The 17,954-nt window shown below is 65.4% G+C and carries 19 protein-coding genes; 12 read left to right on the forward strand and 7 right to left on the reverse strand.

The window, feature by feature from the left end:
• Positions 1-6: 6 nt before the first annotated feature.
• Positions 7-696, reverse strand: a complete 690-nt coding sequence (gene tlpA, locus BcanWU425_RS05670) for a thiol:disulfide interchange protein TlpA (RefSeq protein WP_026232493.1) — start codon at positions 694-696, stop codon at positions 7-9.
• A 106-nt stretch (positions 697-802) separates the two neighbouring features.
• Between tlpA and argH the strand changes: the two genes are divergently transcribed.
• From argH to lysA, 3 genes are all read left to right on the forward strand, one after another.
• Positions 803-2,200, forward strand: a complete 1,398-nt coding sequence (gene argH, locus BcanWU425_RS05675) for an argininosuccinate lyase (protein WP_018453243.1) — start codon at positions 803-805, stop codon at positions 2,198-2,200.
• Between the two features lie 94 nt (positions 2,201-2,294).
• Entirely contained in the window at positions 2,295-2,585 is a 291-nt protein-coding gene (gene lptM / locus BcanWU425_RS05680) for an LPS translocon maturation chaperone LptM (RefSeq protein WP_007615309.1), read from the forward strand.
• A gap of 23 nt (positions 2,586-2,608) precedes the next feature.
• Complete coding sequence (gene lysA / locus BcanWU425_RS05685) at positions 2,609-3,874, forward strand: diaminopimelate decarboxylase (RefSeq protein WP_204512476.1); 1,266 nt, start codon at positions 2,609-2,611, stop codon at positions 3,872-3,874.
• Between the two features lie 56 nt (positions 3,875-3,930).
• On the opposite strand, the gene BcanWU425_RS05690 is transcribed toward lysA, so the two are convergent.
• The gene (locus BcanWU425_RS05690) at positions 3,931-4,449 is read right to left on the reverse strand and encodes an SRPBCC family protein (RefSeq protein WP_026232494.1); all 519 of its coding nucleotides are present in this window, start codon (positions 4,447-4,449) and stop codon (positions 3,931-3,933) included.
• A 182-nt stretch (positions 4,450-4,631) separates the two neighbouring features.
• On the opposite strand from BcanWU425_RS05690, the gene BcanWU425_RS05695 reads away from it, so the two are divergent.
• Both BcanWU425_RS05695 and BcanWU425_RS05700 read left to right on the forward strand, forming a co-directional pair.
• Positions 4,632-5,330 (forward strand): winged helix-turn-helix transcriptional regulator, encoded by a 699-nt coding sequence (locus tag BcanWU425_RS05695; RefSeq protein ID WP_018453247.1) that lies wholly within the window; start codon positions 4,632-4,634, stop codon positions 5,328-5,330.
• 131 nt (positions 5,331-5,461) lie between these two features.
• Positions 5,462-5,788: a DUF1330 domain-containing protein gene (locus tag BcanWU425_RS05700; protein ID WP_018453248.1), complete on the forward strand. Its 327-nt coding sequence runs from the start codon at positions 5,462-5,464 to the stop codon at positions 5,786-5,788.
• Positions 5,789-6,188: 400 nt separating this feature from the next.
• Here the strand turns inward: BcanWU425_RS05700 and BcanWU425_RS05705 are convergent, their stop codons facing one another.
• Positions 6,189-7,085 (reverse strand): NAD(P)-dependent oxidoreductase, encoded by an 897-nt coding sequence (locus BcanWU425_RS05705; protein WP_018453250.1) that lies wholly within the window; start codon positions 7,083-7,085, stop codon positions 6,189-6,191.
• A 217-nt stretch (positions 7,086-7,302) separates the two neighbouring features.
• Positions 7,303-7,686: a carboxymuconolactone decarboxylase family protein gene (locus tag BcanWU425_RS05710; RefSeq protein ID WP_007597318.1), complete on the reverse strand. Its 384-nt coding sequence runs from the start codon at positions 7,684-7,686 to the stop codon at positions 7,303-7,305.
• Positions 7,687-7,852: 166 nt separating this feature from the next.
• On the opposite strand from BcanWU425_RS05710, the gene BcanWU425_RS05715 reads away from it, so the two are divergent.
• Both BcanWU425_RS05715 and BcanWU425_RS05720 read left to right on the forward strand, forming a co-directional pair.
• Entirely contained in the window at positions 7,853-9,799 is a 1,947-nt protein-coding gene (locus BcanWU425_RS05715; protein ID WP_204512475.1) for a TIGR02302 family protein, read from the forward strand.
• On the forward strand, positions 9,787-10,950 hold the full coding sequence (locus BcanWU425_RS05720; protein ID WP_085350740.1) for a DUF4175 family protein: 1,164 nt from the start codon (positions 9,787-9,789) through the stop codon (positions 10,948-10,950). The genes BcanWU425_RS05715 and BcanWU425_RS05720 overlap by 13 nt, the downstream gene beginning before the upstream one ends.
• A 136-nt stretch (positions 10,951-11,086) precedes the next feature.
• Here the strand turns inward: BcanWU425_RS05720 and BcanWU425_RS05725 are convergent, their stop codons facing one another.
• Positions 11,087-11,461: a response regulator gene (locus BcanWU425_RS05725; RefSeq protein WP_018453253.1), complete on the reverse strand. Its 375-nt coding sequence runs from the start codon at positions 11,459-11,461 to the stop codon at positions 11,087-11,089.
• 59 nt (positions 11,462-11,520) lie between these two features.
• Positions 11,521-12,402 (reverse strand): MJ0042-type zinc finger domain-containing protein, encoded by an 882-nt coding sequence (locus BcanWU425_RS05730; protein ID WP_204512474.1) that lies wholly within the window; start codon positions 12,400-12,402, stop codon positions 11,521-11,523.
• Between the two features lie 191 nt (positions 12,403-12,593).
• Here BcanWU425_RS05730 and ftsE point away from each other — a divergent pair, with 191 nt between their 5' ends.
• The 4 genes from ftsE to BcanWU425_RS05750 all read left to right on the forward strand — a co-directional run bounded on the left by ftsE (position 12,594) and on the right by BcanWU425_RS05750 (position 16,003).
• Positions 12,594-13,253, forward strand: coding sequence for a cell division ATP-binding protein FtsE (gene ftsE / locus BcanWU425_RS05735; protein ID WP_008135325.1), 660 nt, complete (start codon positions 12,594-12,596; stop codon positions 13,251-13,253).
• Positions 13,246-14,214 (forward strand): cell division protein FtsX, encoded by a 969-nt coding sequence (locus tag BcanWU425_RS05740; protein ID WP_204512473.1) that lies wholly within the window; start codon positions 13,246-13,248, stop codon positions 14,212-14,214. The genes ftsE and BcanWU425_RS05740 overlap by 8 nt, the downstream gene beginning before the upstream one ends.
• Positions 14,215-14,491: 277 nt before the next feature.
• Positions 14,492-15,196: a YdcF family protein gene (locus tag BcanWU425_RS05745; protein ID WP_204512472.1), complete on the forward strand. Its 705-nt coding sequence runs from the start codon at positions 14,492-14,494 to the stop codon at positions 15,194-15,196.
• A gap of 33 nt (positions 15,197-15,229) precedes the next feature.
• On the forward strand, positions 15,230-16,003 hold the full coding sequence (locus BcanWU425_RS05750; protein WP_085361285.1) for a lysophospholipid acyltransferase family protein: 774 nt from the start codon (positions 15,230-15,232) through the stop codon (positions 16,001-16,003).
• On the opposite strand, the gene BcanWU425_RS05755 is transcribed toward BcanWU425_RS05750, so the two are convergent.
• Entirely contained in the window at positions 16,000-16,611 is a 612-nt protein-coding gene (locus BcanWU425_RS05755; protein WP_018453258.1) for a gamma-glutamylcyclotransferase, read from the reverse strand. The genes BcanWU425_RS05750 and BcanWU425_RS05755 overlap by 4 nt on opposite strands.
• A gap of 110 nt (positions 16,612-16,721) precedes the next feature.
• Here BcanWU425_RS05755 and BcanWU425_RS05760 point away from each other — a divergent pair, with 110 nt between their 5' ends.
• Positions 16,722-17,906 carry a DUF2125 domain-containing protein gene (locus BcanWU425_RS05760; protein WP_018453259.1) on the forward strand — a complete coding sequence of 395 codons (1,185 nt, stop codon included), beginning with the start codon at positions 16,722-16,724 and terminating at the stop codon, positions 17,904-17,906.
• Positions 17,907-17,954 lie beyond the last annotated feature (48 nt).

Consider the following 17,954-nt stretch of genomic DNA (forward strand, 5'->3'; position numbering starts at 1 on the left):
CATCGCTTAGAACGACGCTGCGGCTTTGCCCGTCGCAGCCCGGATCAGCTTGAGCGCATCCTCGCTCGCCCATTCCGCCGGCCCCGCGATCGTCGCGATCTCGCAGCCTTGAGGATCGACCAGCACCGAGGTGGGCATGCCCAAGGCCCGGCCTATCGCCTTAAGATCCTGAAAAACCTTGGCTTTCTGATCGCTGAAATAGCCGAGCCTGATGAGATTGGCCTCTTTCAGAAACGTCTTGGGCTTCTCGGGGTCGCGGGTGTCGATATTGATCGCCACCACCTCGAAATTCGGGCCCGAAAGTTTGCCCTGGAGCTCGTCCAACGCCGGCATTTCCTTGCGGCAGGGCACGCACCAGGTGGCCCAGAGGTTCACCAGCAGCGTCTTGCCGCGGAAATCCGACAGCTTCTTCGGCCTGCCGTCGGCGTCCTCGAAGGCCAGGTCCGGCAGCTTTAGCGGTGCGGTCGCCATGGTCAGCGCCGCCACCTCGCCATGGGCAAGCGGCGCGATCTTCTGTGCGGTGTTCACCGCGGCCCGGCAGGCGGGATCGCCGGAGGGGGCCCGGCCCAGGCCCAGCCCGTACAGCGCGGCAAAGCCAGCCAGGCCCCCGACCACCACGGTGGCGATGACCACGGGGATACGGCGCGTGGCCGACCGTGCTGTCCTTTGGTCGAGCCTGTCGTTGGGGTCGAGCATATCGTTTGTCATCCGGTCGCAGATATGGCTATCAGAGGCCTCTTAATACGGCTGGCAGCCGTCAGCAAACGTGCGGCGGCCACAGGCAAGGCGTGAGCAGGGGATCATGAGCAACAAGATGTGGGGCGGCCGGTTCTCGGAACGTCCCGACGAGATCATGGAAGAGATCAACGTCTCCATCGACGTCGATCGTCACCTCTTTGCCCAGGACATTGCCGCGTCCAAGGCCCACGCCGCGATGCTGGCCGCGCAGGGCATCATCACGGACTCTGATGCGAAAAATATCGGCAAGGGTCTAGACACGATTTTGTCAGAGATCGGCAAGGGCGCCTTCGAATTCAAGCGCGCGCTCGAGGACATTCACATGAATGTCGAGAGCCGCCTGTCCGAGCTGATCGGCCCTGCCGCCGGCCGCTTGCACACCGCGCGCTCGCGTAACGACCAGGTCGCGACCGATTTCCGTCTCTATGTCCGCGATGTCCTCGATGAGACCGACGCCTCGCTCGCCGCGTTCCAGCAGGCGCTGGTCGAGCGCGCGCTGGAGCACGCCGGAACGGTCATGCCGGGCTTCACGCATCTGCAGACCGCGCAGCCGGTGACCTTCGGCCACCATCTGCTCGCCTATGTCGAGATGGCCGCGCGCGATCGCGGCCGTTTCCAGGACGCGCGCAAGCGGCTGAATGAGTCCCCGCTCGGAGCTGCAGCGCTCGCCGGTACCTCGTTCCCGATCGACCGTCACGCCACGGCGAAGGCGCTCGGTTTTGACCGTCCAATGGCGAACTCGCTCGATGCGGTCTCCGATCGCGACTTCGTGCTGGAGACGCTGTCGGCGGCCTCGATCTGCGCCGTGCACATGTCGCGCTTTGCCGAGGAGATCGTGATCTGGACCTCGCCGCTGGTCGGCATGATCCGCCTCAGCGACAAGTTCACCACGGGATCCTCGATCATGCCGCAGAAGCGCAATCCTGACGCCGCCGAGCTGGTGCGCGCCAAGACCGGCCGCGTCATCGGCGCGCTCAATGGGCTGCTGATCGTCATGAAGGGCCTGCCGCTCGCCTATCAAAAGGACATGCAAGAGGACAAGCAGGGCGCCATGGAAGGCTTCGCCGCGCTGTCGCTCGCGATCCGCGCCATGACCGGCATGGTCCGAGATCTCGTGCCTGATGAAGCGAAGATGAAGCTTGCTGCAGGCGAGGGCTACGCCACCGCGACCGATCTTGCCGACTGGCTGGTGCGGACGCTGAAGATGCCGTTCCGCGAGGCCCATCACGTCACCGGCCGCATCGTCGCGAAAGCCGCCGAGGGCGGCGTGGCGCTGCACGAGCTGCCGCTGAGGGAGATGCAGGCAATCGAAGCGAAGATCACGAAAGACGTGCTTGGCGTGCTCTCGGTCGAATCGTCGGTGAAGAGCCGGACCAGTTTCGGCGGTACCGCGCCGAAGAACGTGGCATCGCAGGCCAAGGCCTGGCTGAAGCGGCTGGAAAAAGAGCGAAAATTGGGCTGAGGAGCAAAATTTCGCTTATGTTTCATGGTCATCCGGGTCTCGCCAGAGCGCGCCAATCTCTGTATGGTGCGCCGCGCGTAGTGGGGATTTCGTCGTGACGTCAAAGTTTCGCCCGGCCGGCTCGGGGTGGGCCATCATTGTCTTGAGCCTGACGGCGCTCGCGCTTGCCGGCTGTGGCCGCAAGGGCCCGCTGGATCTGCCGCCGACCGCCTCCAGCGCGTCAACGGCCAACGTCGCGCCGCCGACCGATACCGAGACCGAAGCCCAGAAGACGCCGAGCGTGTTCAACCCCACCTATGGCGCGGACGCCGCACCGGCGGCGACCAAGGGCAGGAAGAAACCGTTTATCCTCGACCCGCTCCTGGACGAAAGACCCAGCCGATAGGCTGGGGCAACTGAGCCAACGCCATGAATCATTTTGACTATCGCAACGGCGTGCTGCACGCCGAGGCGGTGAACCTGTCCGAGCTGGCTGCAACCGTCGGCACGCCGTTCTATTGCTATTCGACCGCGACGCTCGAGCGGCACTATCGCGTTTTCACCGACGCCTTCGCGGGCGAGAAGGTGCTGGTCTGCTACGCCATGAAGGCAAATTCCAACCAGTCGGTGCTGCGCACGCTGGCCAGGCTCGGCGCCGGCGCGGACGTGGTGTCCGGCGGCGAATTGAAGCGCGCGCTGGCCGCCGGCATTCCAGCAAGCAAGATCCTGTTCTCCGGCGTCGGCAAGACGGAAGCCGAGCTGCGCGCTGCGCTGGCGGCCGACATCCTCTGCCTCAATGTCGAATCCGAGCCCGAGCTCGAGCTGCTGTCGCGCCTTGCGACCGAGACCGGGAAGACCGCGCGGATCTCGATCCGTGTCAATCCTGACGTCGATGCCGGCACGCATGCGAAGATTTCGACCGGCAAGTCCGAGAACAAGTTCGGCATCCCGATCGCGCATGCCCGCGAGGTCTATGCCCGCGCCGCGAAGCTGCCGGGCATCGAGGTCACAGGCACCGACGTGCATATCGGCAGCCAGATCACCGACCTCTCCAAGATGGAGATCGCGTTCCGCATCCTCTCCGAATTCGTGCAGACGCTGCGTGCCGACGGCCACAACATCTCGCATGTCGATTTCGGCGGCGGTCTCGGCATTCCCTATTACATGGACCGCGAGGCGCCGCCGGCGCCCGACGCCTATGCCGCGATGGTCAAGCGCGTCAGCCACAATCTCGGCTGCACGCTGATGTTCGAACCGGGCCGCATGATGGTCGGCAATGCCGGCATCCTGGTCGCCAAGGTGATCTATGTGAAGCACGGTGACGGCAAGAATTTCGTCATCATCGACGCCGCCATGAACGATCTGATCCGCCCGACGCTGTACGAGGCCCATCACGACATTCTGCCGGTGACGCAGCCTGCGACGGGGGCCGCGACCATCATGGCCGACGTCGTCGGCCCGGTCTGCGAGACCGGCGACTATCTCGCACTCGATCGCACGCTACCGACGCCAAAGCCCGGCGACCTCATCGCCATCATGACCGCCGGCGCCTACGGCGCAGTGCAGGCCGGCACCTACAATACGCGGCCGCTGGTGCCCGAAGTGCTGGTGAAGGGCGACCAGTACGCGGTCGTGCGTCCGCGCATCGAGGTCGAGCAATTGATCGCGATGGATACGCCGGCGCCGTGGCTATGAGGCTGTGATTGTCCACGATGAGCGCAGCTAGCGCTGCGCCCATCGCTGCATTGACCCTACTTCTTGAACCGGTCCCTGATTGCGGCGAGGCCGGAATCATAGACGCCGCCGAGGGCATCGACCGCTTCCTTCTCCCGCCCCGGGTCGGGCGTGTAGATGCCGGTCCATGTCACCACCGATGCGCCTTCACCCTTTGCCGTGACCTTGATGGTCGACTTGTACTGGCTCACCGGCAGTGGGCTCGACAGGAACGCGTAGGAATAGCTGTAGTCTTTGTCGTTCCGCGCAGTCTGCGTCTCCACGAACGAGGCCTTGCCGTCCCTGGTGACGAGCGTCCGGGTTGGCGGCGACTTGCCGTCCGCAATGCACTGCCCCACCGGCGGCAGCCAATCCTTGATCGCGCAGAACGGCCCGATGACGGACCACACCTCGGCCGCAGCACTGCTGACCTCGATGCTCCTCGTCAGATTGGCTGCGGACGCCGGCATGACGCCGACGCCCAGGCCGAGGGTGCAAATCGCGGCGCTGCGAACCGAAACGAGCAATCTGGAAGCCGTTGAATCGTATTTCTTCATGGTAATCTCCTGTGTCCGGCGGGCCGCGATTGCGGCGGCCGGCTTGCCAATGCCGGTCGAATAGACGCTCACCACGGTCCGCGGCCAGTTCAGAGAATGAATCGGTGCTGATACAGAAACTGAACTAGGAAGCCGCGCGCCGCGGCCCTAAGGTTGCGCCTTCGCTTGTCACGGAGGCCCGCATGACCATCGGCAGCTACAGGCAGTTCTGTCCGGTCGCGATGGCGGCCGAGATATTGTGCACGCGCTGGACCGTCGTGCTGCTACGTGAACTCGTCGCCGGCTCGACCCGGTTCAACGAGTTGCGCCGCGGCGTTCCCCGCATGTCGCCTGCGCTGCTTTCCCAGCGCCTCAAGGAACTCGAAGCTGCAGGCATCATCATCCGCCAGCCGTCGGCTTCCGAGCGCGGCGTGATCGAGTATCAGCTGACCGCTTCCGGACGCGAACTCGGCCCCATCGTCGAGGCGTTCGGCATCTGGGGCCAGCGCCGCATCGAGTCGGATCTGTCGCTTCAGCATCTCGATGTCCAGCTGTTGATGTGGGACATGCGGCGGAATTTGAACACGACGCCGATGCCGACCCGCCGCAGCGTGCTGCAGTTCGCGTATCCGGAATTACCTTCGACGCAGCGATTGTGGTGGCTGATCGTCGATCCCGACGACAGTGTCGACCTCTGCTCGATTGATCCCGGTTTCGACGTTGACCTTTACGTGTCGGTTGATCTGCGCACCATGACGGCGATCTGGATGGGACTCGATTCCGTGCGGGCGGCCGCCGCAAGCCGGCGGATGCTGCTCACCGGCGATCGGCAGCTTGCCGCGGCCATGCAAAGTTGGCTCGGCCTTAGCCCGTTCGCCAAGGAACGCAAGCTGGCGAGCTGATCCAGGGCGGCGCAATTCAGTATTTGTATCGCCCCGCTACAGTTCCCGTACTGGCAAGTCCGCGCCGTGTTCTGGCACCAAGTGATGCCCGCCCTTCAACGCGGAGCTGAACTCGAGCCAGGAGACACGACATGACAGCGTATCTGATCGCGGACATCAAAGTGACTGACGGAAAGTGGGTGCCGGACTACGCCGCGTCCGTCCACGAGCTGGTGCACAAGCATGGCGGCAAGTATCTTTCCCGCAGCGGCAATGTGAAAACTCTTGAAGGTGCCCCTCTCGACACATCGCTGATCGCGATCATGTCTTTTCCCACGGCGAAAGCGGCGGAGTCCTTCGTTACTGATCCCGCCTACGGCCGATTCGCGGCAGCGCGCAGGGGCGGCAGCGAGAGCCGCTTCCAGTTGATCGACGATACGGACTTGGCCGGCACGATCCCCTATCTCGCCAAGGCTTGAACTGCGTCTTCGTCAAAAACCCGGCCGCAGGCGCAGACGTGCCCGGCCAACACAGGAGATCGAATGAACGATTCACTCGCCGGCGCCGGCCTGCTTCGCATGCTTTTCGTAGCTTGCAGCGTGGCCTTCGTGCTCGGACTCTCCGGCGTCGCGTCGGCCCGGGTCACACGGTGCGACATTACGTGGGTCAGCTGCAACAATACCTCTGCGAAATGCTCGAGCGAGAGACGGTGCATGCGCAGGTGCGACGAGAAGTATATCAAATGCAGCGGGGGCTCGGCCTCCCTGCAACTGGAGCAGCCGATCGACCTTCCGGAACTTGGCAGACGCCGCTCGTAGCAGATCGATCCAAGGAGGACAGCGCAGCGCCGGTCGTCGGCGCTGCGCTGTCGTGTTGGCGCTAGCCGGGTGGCCTGCCGCCCACCACAACGCCCGCCCTCTTCTCGATCGGCTTGATCGCCGCGGTGAAATCGGACTCGGCGCCTTCCGTGCTGATGACCGTCTCCCACAACCGGCAGACCGCCTCCGCGACCTCCATCGACAGGCCGAGCTGCTTCATCTCCTCCAGCGCCAGCCGCACGTCCTTCACCATCAATCCCGTGGCGAAGCCGAAGTCGAAGCTGCGCGGCAGCACCGAGCGCGGAAACTTGTCGCGGCTCGCGGTGTTCATGCCGGAGCCGGCATTGATGACGTCGATCATCACGGCGGGATCGAGCCCCGCCTTGACGCCCATCACCACCGCTTCCGAGGTCGCCACGATCGCGGTGGCCGACAAGAAGTTGTTGGCGAGCTTCATGGTCTGCGCCGCGCCGGGCTTCTCGCCAATGAAGAACACTTTCCCGATGACGTCGAGCGCGGGCTTGAGCAGCTCGAACTCGGTCTTCGGCCCCGAGACCATTACCGCGAGAGTGCCTTTCTCGGCGCCGCCGACGCCGCCGGAAACTGGGCAATCGATCTGCACGATGTCATGCTTGGCGAGCAGGCCGTGAATCTTCACCGCCATCGCTGAGCCGACGGTGGAGAGATCGACGAAGCGTTTGACGCGGCTTCCCTCGATCACGCCGTTCGGCCCCGTCGCAACCGCGAGCGAAGCCTGCAGCGAAGGCAGGCTCGCCATGACGGTCTCGACCTGGTCGGCGACGTCCTTCGGCGACGTCGCCGCAGTGGCGCCGCGCGCCACCAGCTTGTCGACGACCTCCTGGCGCGTGTCGAATACGACGAGCCGGTGGCCGGCCTCGATCAGCCGCCGTGCCATCGGGAAACCCATATTTCCGAGGCCGATGAATCCGATGTCCATGGTGTTTCCTTGTGGTGATTATTCGTTGTTGTTGATCGGCCCGTATCCATCCTCGGTGTCTTCCTGGCGAAAGCCAGGACCCATTACCCCAGGGAGACGTTTTGGCGCGAAGTGGCAACTCCGAGTGCCCGTAACCACACCTGCCAGTGGCTATGGGTCCGGCTTTCGCCAGGACGACATGGGGACGTCGCGTCCCCGTCCTTCACGCCGGCACCCCTCACGCCTTGCCGTCGATCTCCGCGAACACCTCGCGCGCGATTCGAAAACTGTCAACCGCGGCCGGCATGCCGCCATAGATTGCGACCTGCATCAGGATCTCGCGGATCTCGTCGCGGCTGACGCCGTTGGTGAGTGCACCCTTCAGATGCGCGCGGAATTCGTGCTGACGATTGAGGATCGCGATCATCGCGATGTTGAGCATGCTGCGGGTCTTGCGCGGCAGCTCCTCGCGGCCCCACACCGTGCCCCAGCAATATTCGTTGAGCATCTCCTGGAACGGACGGTTGAAGTCGTCGACGGTCTTCAGGGCGTTGTTGACATAGGCCTCGCCCAACACTGCTTTGCGGACTTCCAGGCCCTTGTCGTGCATCTTCTTGTCCATGGTGTTTCCTTTGTTTTCCTTGGCTGTCGGCGCGGAAATTACGGGGTTGCGGCGGGCCAGTCACGTCCTCGTGTTATGCGGGAAAAGGGGTGTCTCCCGTACAGGAACGGATGCCTCAGTGCTGCCGTTGTGGTACGCTTCTCTACCGGGCAACCTGGAGAGTTGATTGAACGGCGTCACCCCCGACCCGTCAGACCCGATCCGCGATGGCGACGCTCTGTCGCGGCTGAAGCTGGCGCAAGCCCTGCAGCGGGCCACTTATGCCATCGCGTGGGAGCGTGCCTGGCCAAATTTGGCGCGGCTTCTCACCGTCGTCGGTCTGTTCCTGGTGGTGTCCTGGGCCGGCCTCTGGCTGGCGCTGCCGTCCATTGCCCGCGCCATCGGTCTCGTCGTTTTCGCCGGCGTCGCGATTGTCACCCTGTTCCCGTTGAGTCGCTTCCGCTGGCCGAGCCGCGAGGAGGCGCTGGCCCGACTCGACCGCGGCTCCGGCATCCGTCACCGGCCGGCCACCACGCTGACGGACACGCTGAGCTCGCAGGACCCGGTTGCGCAGGCCTTGTGGCGGGCGCAGCGTGAGCGCACGCTGGCTTCGATCAAGCGCATCCGCGCCGGTCTGCCGAAGCCCCGGCTCGCTCTGCATGATCCCTGGGCGCTGCGCGCGCTGGTCATGGTGATGCTGGTTGCGACCTTCTTCGCTGCCGGCGACGAGCGTGCGATGCGGCTCGGGGCCGCCTTCCACTGGAACGGCGTGCTGGCCCCGACGAATGTTCGCGTCGATGCCTGGGTCACGCCGCCGCTCTACACCGGCAAGCCGCCGGTCATTCTGTCGGCCGCGAACAAGGAGGCCGCCGCGCTGCCGGCCAGCGGTCCGCTTGCCGTTCCCGCCGGCTCGACCCTGATCGTTCGCTCCTCCGGCGGCAGCCTTGATGTTGTCGTCTCCGGCGGCCTCAAGGAAGTAGCGCCCACCGAAGCCGCGCCCAAGGGCACCAACGAGAAGCATTTTGCCATCAGCGGCGACGGCACCGCGCATGTCCGCGCGCCCTCCGGCCAGCCGCAATGGGCGTTTGCGGCAACGCCGGACCGCGCGCCGACGATCGCGCTGGCCAAGGATCCCGAGCGCCAGGCCCGTGGCGGACTCCAGCTCACCTACAAGATCGAGGACGATTACGGCGTCACCGGCGCCGATGCGCAAATCGGCCTGCGTGCCGCCGATACCAAAGATGGTGTCAAGGATGGCAGCAAGGAGGCCGACACCAAGGCCGCCGCGCGGCCGCTATTCCAGCCGCCGCAATTCCCGCTCGTGCTGCCGAATGCGCGCACCCGCAACGGCGTCGGTCAGACGGTGAAGGACCTCAGCGAGGATCCCTATGCCGGTGCCGATGTCACGCTGACCCTCACCGCCAAGGACGAGGCCGGCAACGAGGCCAAGAGCGAGCCCTTCAACATGCGCCTGCCCGAGCGGCTGTTCACCAACTCGCTCGCGCGCGCGCTGGTCGAGCAGCGCCGCATCCTGGCGCTCGACGCCAACAAGAATTCGGATGTCTACGCCGCGCTCGACGCGCTGATGATCGCACCCGAATTGTTCACGCCGGATGCGGGCTGCTATCTCGGCCTGCGCAGTCTGGCGCTGCAGCTGGAAGCCGCCCGCACTGACGACGCGCTGCGCGATGTAGTGGGAAGCATGTGGGCGTTCGCGGTCACCATCGAGGACGACGGTGTCGCCGGCAGCGTCAACGCCGCGCTGCGCTCGGCTCAGGACGCGCTCAAGCGGGCGCTGGAACGCGGCGCCAGCGAGGACGAGATCAAAGCGCTGACGCAAAAGCTTCGCGAGGCGATGGCCGGCAAGGTGCGCGATCTCGCCCGGCGCGCCGAGCAGAATCCGCTTGGACCCCGGCAGCCTTTCCCGGCAGAGGTTCAGCTCATCCTCGACAAGGCGGTCGAGCTGCGACAGAAGACCCAGCATGCCAAGCCCGAGCAGCTCGAAGAGCTGGCGCAGCAGCAGGACGTCTTGCGCCAGCAGCTGCAGGCCTATCGGAAGTCGGCGAACAGCCGGGCGAAGGGGGGCGAGGACGGCGCCAATCAGTTTACGCGGGACCGGAAATGCGGAAGCTAGCGCGCGTGCCAGTCGTGAAGGCGATCTCGATCGCCTGTCTTGCCCTCCTCCTGGGAGGCTTCCCCGCTGCCGTCTCGGCCCAGCAGGACCAGGATCCCGATGCGCTGCTCGATAGCGCGGAAAAGGCGATGCAGGAGTCCGGCGACAGCCTCAGGCAAAAGGAGTCCGGACGGAGCCTGAACAATCAATCCGATGCGATTCAGAAGCTCGAGGACTACAAGCGCGCGACGGAAAAGAGCCAATCCTCCAATCGCGATCGTTCCGTCATCACGCAGCGCGATCTCGACGAGCTGTTGAAGCAGATCGAGAAGGCCGCGAAGGAAGGCAATCGCGAGGCGGCCCAGCGCCTGCTCGAGCAGCTCGCGCAGATCATGGAAAACCTCCAGATGGCGCAGCCCGGGCAATCCGGCGACAGCGACATGGAGCAGGCGCTCAACGAGCTCAGCGACATGATCCGCAAGCAGCAGCAATTGCGCGACAAGACTTTCAAGCAGGGACAGGATTCCCGGCGTGAGCGCTCGCGCGGCAAGCAGCAGGGCGACCAGTCGATGTCGGATCTCCAGCAGGATCAGCAGTCGCTGCGCGACCGCCTGAAGAAGCTGCAGGACGAGCTCGCCAAGCGCGGCCTCACGCAGAAGGGGCAAAAGGGCCAGAAGAGCCAGGGCCAGAAGGGGCAAAAAGGTCAGCAGGGCGAGCAGGGACAACCGGGCCAGGATGGCGATCAGGACGGTGACCAGGGCGATGACGACGGCAGTCTGGACGCCGCCGACGGGGCCATGGGCGATGCCGGCTCGCAGCTCGGCGAAGGCAATTCGGATGGTGCCGTGGACTCGCAGGGGAAAGCTCTCGAGGCCTTGCGCAAGGGCGCGCAGAAGATGGCCGAGGCGATGCAGCAGGGCGATGGCGACGGGCAGGGCGATGGCCCCGGCAACCGGCCCGGCCGTCAGCAGAGCGGCGGCAATCAGACCGATCCGCTCGGTCGCCCACTTCACGGCCGCGATCTGAGCGACGACTACACGGTCAAGATCCCCGGCGAGATCGACGCCCAGCGCGTCCGCCGCATCCTCGAGGAGCTCCGCCGCCGCTTGGGGGACAGCTCGCGCCCGCAGATCGAGCTCGATTACATCGAGCGGCTGCTGAAGGATTTTTGAGTTCTCTGTCATCGCCCGGCTTGACCGGGCGATCCAGTACTCCGAGACGGTTGTGATTCAATCGAGAGGCTGCGGCGTACTGGATGCCCCGGTCAAGCCGGGGCATGACAGCGGAATACGTGGCGCCCCGACGCCGCTACCCCTTCTTCGCCGCCAGCGCGTCCGCCACCGCCGTGCGGATGTCGGCGACCGAGAACGGCTTGGTCACGACGTCATGCACCAGCGCATTGAGGTTCGAGGCGCGCTCGCGCTGGTCGGCAAAGCCGGTCATCAGCAGAATGGTCAAATCGGGGAAATCGCGTGCGACGGAAAGCGCCAGCGCGATGCCGTCCATCACCGGCATCTGGATGTCGGTGAGCAGCAGGTCGAACCTGCCGTCCGCGCGCGTGAGGATCTCCAGCGCCTCGGCGCCGTCTTGCGCGGTGACGATCTCGTGGCCGTCCATGGCGATGGCGCGCGCCACCAGCTGGCGCATCGAATCCTCGTCGTCGGCGATCAGGATCTTGGACATGAGACCAACCTTGGGATCAATCTCGCCACCAACTTTGCCTGCGAGACCTGCGAAATCGATTATACGCTGCCGCCGGCGATGTCGCGCCGGTTGAAGAAGCGAACGTCGATATTGCGGCCCTCCGGCGGCGGCGAGGCCAGGCGCGAGCGGAAGAAGGCGCGCTCGCCGGGCTGTAGCACGGTCTGTTCCAGAACGGCGTTCCAGGCGTAGATTTCCGCGCCTTGCGCGTCGCGCACTGCGAAGCGCAAGCGGGGAATGTCGAGCGGCTTCTTGCCCTGTCCCACGATCACGCCCTCGATCACCAGCACCTGCTTACCGTCTACTGTCTCGCTGGAGAGCTTGACGTCCTTGAAGGCGAGTGCGCGCAGGTTAACTTCGAGGCCAACCATCCTGTAGAAGGCTGCCGTCTGCGGCAGCAGCCGCACCATGTCGCCGCGCCAGATCACCAGCGCCAGGACCAGCGCGCCCATGGCGGCGCAGGCGGTCGGCAGGCCGAAATGGGATTTTCGCGGGGCCGCCGTGGCCACCGGACGGCGCACTCGCGCGCCGCGGCGACGGCCGAACAGGCCACGGAACCAGGACTGGTGCTGTTCGCCGCCGACTTCCTCCTCAACGGATCGGGCGGCCGCGGACCATTCGTCCTCGGTGTCGGCGGCTTCCTGGTCCGGCCAGTCGCTGGCGATCGAGGGGCTGTCAACGACAGGCGCGTCAGCGGCTCCGTCGTCCTGGGCATAGGAGTTCCATTGCTCGGCGAGATCGGCCTGGTCGTCGGCCCGGCTGGCCGCGGCCATGGCCGGCACAGATGCCTCCTCGATGGCATCCTCGGCCTGGGCGACCCAGGTTTCCTTGCAACGGGAACAGCGCACGGTCCGCCCGTTCGCCCCAAGGCTCGCGGGCTTGATGGCGTAGGATGTCGTACAATGAGGGCAGACGATACGCATGGACGAGCCTTGATGCATGGACAAGTCTTGACCGTGACACGGTCGTGGAGAACCGAGACGGAAAGATGCTACCAATTATGCTACAGGACGACCGTTAACGAACCGGAAACCATAACGGCCGCAAAACCCGCGGATCGCGTGTGGCGGAGCACAGCCGTGCGGCCCGCGGCCTCTCTCGAACGGAGCTGAGCTTGGTTCGGTTCGAAAATGTCGGATTGCGTTACGGCCTGGGGCCCGAGGTCCTGCGCGACCTCAACTTCCAGATCCCGGCGCATTCCTTCCAGTTCCTCACCGGCCCGTCCGGCGCCGGCAAGACCTCGTTGCTGCGCCTGTTGTTCCTCTCGCATCGCCCGACGCGGGGGCTCGTCAACTTGTTCGGTCACGACATCTCGCAGCTCGGCAAGGACGAGATCGCAGACTTGCGCAAGCGCATCGGCATCGTGCTCCAGGATTTCCGCCTGCTCGATCACATGACGACCTATGAAAACGTGGCGCTGCCGTTCCGCGTGATGGGCCGCAGCGAATCGAGCTACCGCAAGGAGGTCATCGATCTCCTGAAATGGGTTGGGCTCGGCGAGCGCATGGACGCGCTGCCGCCGATCCTGTCCGGCGGCGAAAAGCAGCGCGCGGCAATCGCGCGCGCCGTGATCTCGCGGCCGCAGCTGCTGCTGGCCGACGAGCCAACCGGCAGCGTCGATCCGACGCTCGGCCGCCGCCTGCTGCGGCTGTTCATCGAGCTCAACAAGTCAGGCACCGCCGTCATCATCGCCACCCACGATATCGCCCTGATGGACCAGTACGAGGCGCGACGCTTCGTGCTGCACCAGGGACGGCTGCACGTCTATGAATAGGCCCGACGAGCGCGGCGTGCTGGTCGATCTCGGGCAGGAGGGGCCGCCGCTTCCGGCCCGGGCGCGCAATCTGTCGCCGATCGTGCCGCGCGCCTCGATCCACGGCCGCGCGCTGGTCGCCGTTGTCGCCATCATGACCTTCCTGGCCTCGATGACGACCGGCACGGTGCTGCTGGTGAGCGCCTCCGCCGCCGAATGGCAGTCGGATGTCGCGAGCGAGATCACCATTCAGGTCCGGCCGCAGACGGGCCGCGATCTCGAACGCGACACCGCGGCGGTGACCGAGGCCATGCGCGCGCAAGCCGGCATCGTCGAGGTCAAGCCGTTCACGAAGGACGAGAGCGGCAAGCTACTCGAGCCCTGGCTCGGCACCGGGCTGTCGATGGACGATCTGCCGGTCCCGCGCATGATCATCGCGCGCGTGCAGCCCGGCACGGCGCTCGATCTCGGCGCCTTGCGCGCCCGCGTGACCCAGGTGGCGCCAAGCGCCAGCGTCGACGATCACCGCGCCTGGATCGAGCGCATGCGCTCGATGACCAACGCCACCGTGCTCGCCGGTCTCGGCATCCTCGCGCTCGTCATCGTCGCCACCATCATCTCGGTGTCGTTCGCAACCCGCGGCGCCATGGCGGCGAACCGTCCGATCGTCGAGGTGCTGCATTTCGTCGGCGCCGGCGACCGCTACATCGCCAACCGCTTCCTGCGTCATTTCCTCAGGCTGGGGCTGGAGGGCGGCGTGATCGGCGGCGGCGCCGCCATGCTGGTGTTCGGCTTCTCCGAGTCGATTGCAGGCTGGTTTTCGGGCACTCCCGTCGGCGACCAGTTCGCCGCGCTGCTCGGCACCTTCTCGCTGCGGCCATCCGGCTACATCGTGCTCGCGGTGCAGGCCGTGCTGATCGGCGCCATCACCGCGGTCGCCTCGCGCCAGACGCTGTTCGCGACGCTGAATGATGTCGATTGAGATGGTTTTCTTCCTTCTCTCCTTGTGGGAGAAGGTGGCGCGAAGCGCCGGATGAGGGGTTCTATCCACGTGCACGAACGTCGAGGCGAGTTCGCGGAGACATACCCCTCACCCGTCTCGCCGCTATCGCGGCGAGCCACCCTCTCCCACAAGGGGAGAGGGGAAATCTGGTTCGCGGCCCCAGCGCTTCGCCACATAGTTTGAGGCCGACAAACCGGACTCCACTTCGCCTCAAAACGTCCTAAAATCACCTCTGGGAAGGGATCACCGACATCGCATGAGCGCGCCGACCGCCGATCGATCGCCGAAACTGCCGCGCGGGTGGCTGCGCGCGGCCGTGATGTCGACGATTGCGCTCGCCTTCGTCGGCGCGGCGGCGGGCTTTATTGCGTTTCTGTCGCAATTGCGCGGCGCCGAGATCGCGCCGGACCGCGAGGCGGACGGCATCGTGGTGCTCACCGGCGGCTCCTCGCGGGTGTCGGATGCGATGGAGCTGCTCGCTGCCGGCTACGGCAGGAGGCTCCTGATCTCCGGCGTACACCCGACCTCGACGGCGAGCGACATCTCCCGGACGCTGCCGGAGAACCAGTCTTTCATGCGTTGCTGCGTCGATCTCGACCGCACCGCGGTCTCGACCCGCGGCAATGCCGCGGAAGCGCGGCGCTGGGCCGCGGGACGCGGCTTCAAATCGCTGATCGTGGTCACCTCGAACTATCATATGCCGCGCGCGCTGGTGGAATTCTCGCATGCGATGCCGGAGGCGACACTGATCCCGTTCGTGGTGGTCGGCGACAAATGGCGCGACGAGCCGTGGTGGACCTCGGCGTCCACTTTGCGGCTGCTGCTGTCGGAATATGTCAAGTATATCGCGGCGGAGGTCAGGGTGCGGCTGGAGGATTTCGGGATTGACCTTTCGCCCGAGATGTCGGAGCAGCCTTCCGGGCTGCAGGCGAAGCGGCCCGCCACCGCACAGGCCAATTGATCGGCAACTGATCGGCAATTGATCGGATCCTCGATGTTCTTGATTTTCCTGCGATCGCTCGTGTTCAACGTGCTGTTCTACACCGTGCTGGTGTGCCTCGCGATCGTGGCGCTGCCGACCTTCGCATTGCCGCCGCGCGCCATGCTCACGGTCGCGCAATGGTGGGCAAAGGCGACGCTGTTTCTGATGCGGGCTGTCTGCAACATCAAGGTGGAATTCCGCGGCCTCGAAAAGATCCCGAGGGGACCATTGGTCGTTGTGGCGAAGCACCAGTCGTTCTGGGAGACGTTCGTCTTGCCGGGCTTCTTCGACCGTCCGATTTTCATCCTCAAGCGTCAGCTCATGCAGATCCCGGTGTTCGGCCAGTTCCTGGTCAAGACCGGGATGATCGCGATCGACCGCAATGCCGGCGTCAAGGCGCTGCTGGACATGACGCGGCGGGCGCGGGAGGCGGTGCGCAGCGGCGGGCAGCTCGTGATCTTTCCCGAAGGCACGCGCCGCGCCCCGGGCGCGCCACCGGACTACAAGAGCGGCTTCGCGCAGATCTATTCGTCCTGCGGCGCGCCGTGCCTGCCGATCGCGCTCAATTCCGGCCTGTTCTGGCCGCGCCGCACCTTCATGCGCTATCCCGGCACGCTGGTGGTGGAATTCCTCGATCCGCTGCCGCCGGGCTTGCCCAAGGACGAGTATCTCTCCCGTGTGCAAACGGTGATCGAAGACGCGACCGGTCGCCTCGTCGAAGCGGGCCGCAAGGAGCAGGAGCAGCTGATCGGCTCGGCGCCGAGCTATGCGCCGTTGGAGAGCTAGCGGTTTTCCCGATCGTCCGCCGGAGCCGGCGCGTGCGGAGAATGCGCATCACCATGCAGCATCATGGCAAGCTGATGCAGCTGCGCATCGCGAAAGCCTTCGGCCTCGATCGCCTTCACCGTCGCAGTCACGTAGTCGCGGTTGGCGCCGGACTGGCCGTGGCCCTGGAGCACGTGGCGATGCTGGTCGGTGAGCGACAGCCGACCGGCATATTGCACATGGCCGCGGTCGACGACATAGGCGAGCGCGGAGACGCGCTGCCGCGCATCGTTCTCCAGCCACACCGAGCGCATGACTTCGCGATAGACCGACGTCACCTGCTCGCGCGCGCGCAGATAGGCGACGACGTCGGCGCGGTTCTTTTCGGCGACGCGGAAGGCGATGCCGCGGCAGGCGCCGCCGCGGTCGAGGCCGAGCACCAGACCCGGCTTCTCCGGCGTGCCACGGTGGACGAAGGAATAGACACAGAGCGCGCGGTGCTCGCCGACCAGCCGCGCGGGGACGCGCTCCTCGAATTCGAAACCCGGCCGCCACATCAGCGAGCCGTAGCCGAACACCCAGAGGTCGCCTTTGGCTGTGGTGACGGAGGGGAGGGTGATTTCCGACATTTCGGGCACGGCTACCAGAACCGCGCTCCCAAGCGAAGCGAATTCTCCGCCTTTCGGAGCACGCCAACCTCGCTTACATTTGACAAAATCAGGGGTCAAAGGGTCGCCGCATGTCCGATATGACCGTTGCCGCACGCCGGCGCTCCCGCTGGGGCCTTTTCATCGCCCCTGTCATCCTCCTGATCCTCGCGGTGGCGTGGAGCTGCTTCTGGTTCTATGCGGCGTCGCAGGCCGAAATCGCCGCCGATGCCTGGCGCGCGCAGGAGGCCAAATCCGGCCGCGTCTATGATTGCGCCAAGCGCTCGATCGCGGGCTTCCCCTTCCGCTTCGAGGTCCGGTGTTCGGGCGCCAGCGTCGCCCTGGTGTCGCAGAACGCCAGCAAGACGCCGTTCACGGCGAAGCTCGACAACATCCTGGTCGTCGCCCAAGTCTACGATCCCAAGCGCGTCATCGCCGAATTTACCGCACCCGCGACGCTCACTGACGGCGTCACGCAGAGCACCTTCGTGGTGAACTGGAGCAAGGGTCGCAGCAGTGTGGTCGGCCTGCCCGCCGTGCCGGAGCGCGCTTCCATCGTGTTCGAGGAGCCGACCGTCAATCGTGTCGACGGCAGCATGCAGGTGCCGCTCGCGCGCGCAAAACAGGTCGAGCTGCATGGACGCCTTGCGGATGGATCTCCGTCCGATCATCCCGTGATCGAGACCGTGCTCCAGATCGCGCAGGGCAGCGTCCAGGGCGTTCATCCGCTGCTCGCCGAGCCGTTCGAGGCCGACACGCGGGCGAAGATCACCGGACTGTCCGATCTCACGCCAAAGCCGTGGCCGCAGCGCTTCCGCGAGATCCAGGCCGCCGGCGGCCATATCGAGATCGTGCAGTCCCGCATCCAGCAGGGCGAGATGATCGCGGTTGCGGCCGGCACGCTCGGGCTCTCGGCAAACGGCCGCCTCGATGGCGAATTGCAGATGACCGTGACGGGCCTGGAGCGCGTGATCCCCGCGCTCGGCATCGAGAAGATGCTGCAGGAGGGGGTGCCGCAGGCGACCCTCGATCGCGTCGCGCCCGGCGTGAAGTCGCAGGACCTCAACAATCTGTTCGGTGCGCTCGACCGTGCCGTTCCCGGCCTCGGCAAGGTCATCAAGCAGAACGCCAATGCCGGCGTTGCCGCCGGCATCAATTCGATCGGCACCGAGAGCACGCTGGAAGGCAAGAAGGCTCGCAGCTTCCCGCTGAAGTTCGTCGACGGCGCCGTGCTGCTCGGCCCGGTCAAGGTCGGCCAGATCCCGCCGCTGTATTAGGTCGTGAATTCATAAACCTGCCGGGCGGACAGCTCGGTCCGTCTGATG

This window comes from Bradyrhizobium sp. WU425 (assembly GCF_021052305.1).
Classification (GTDB): Bacteria; Pseudomonadota; Alphaproteobacteria; order Rhizobiales; family Xanthobacteraceae; genus Bradyrhizobium; species Bradyrhizobium canariense_D.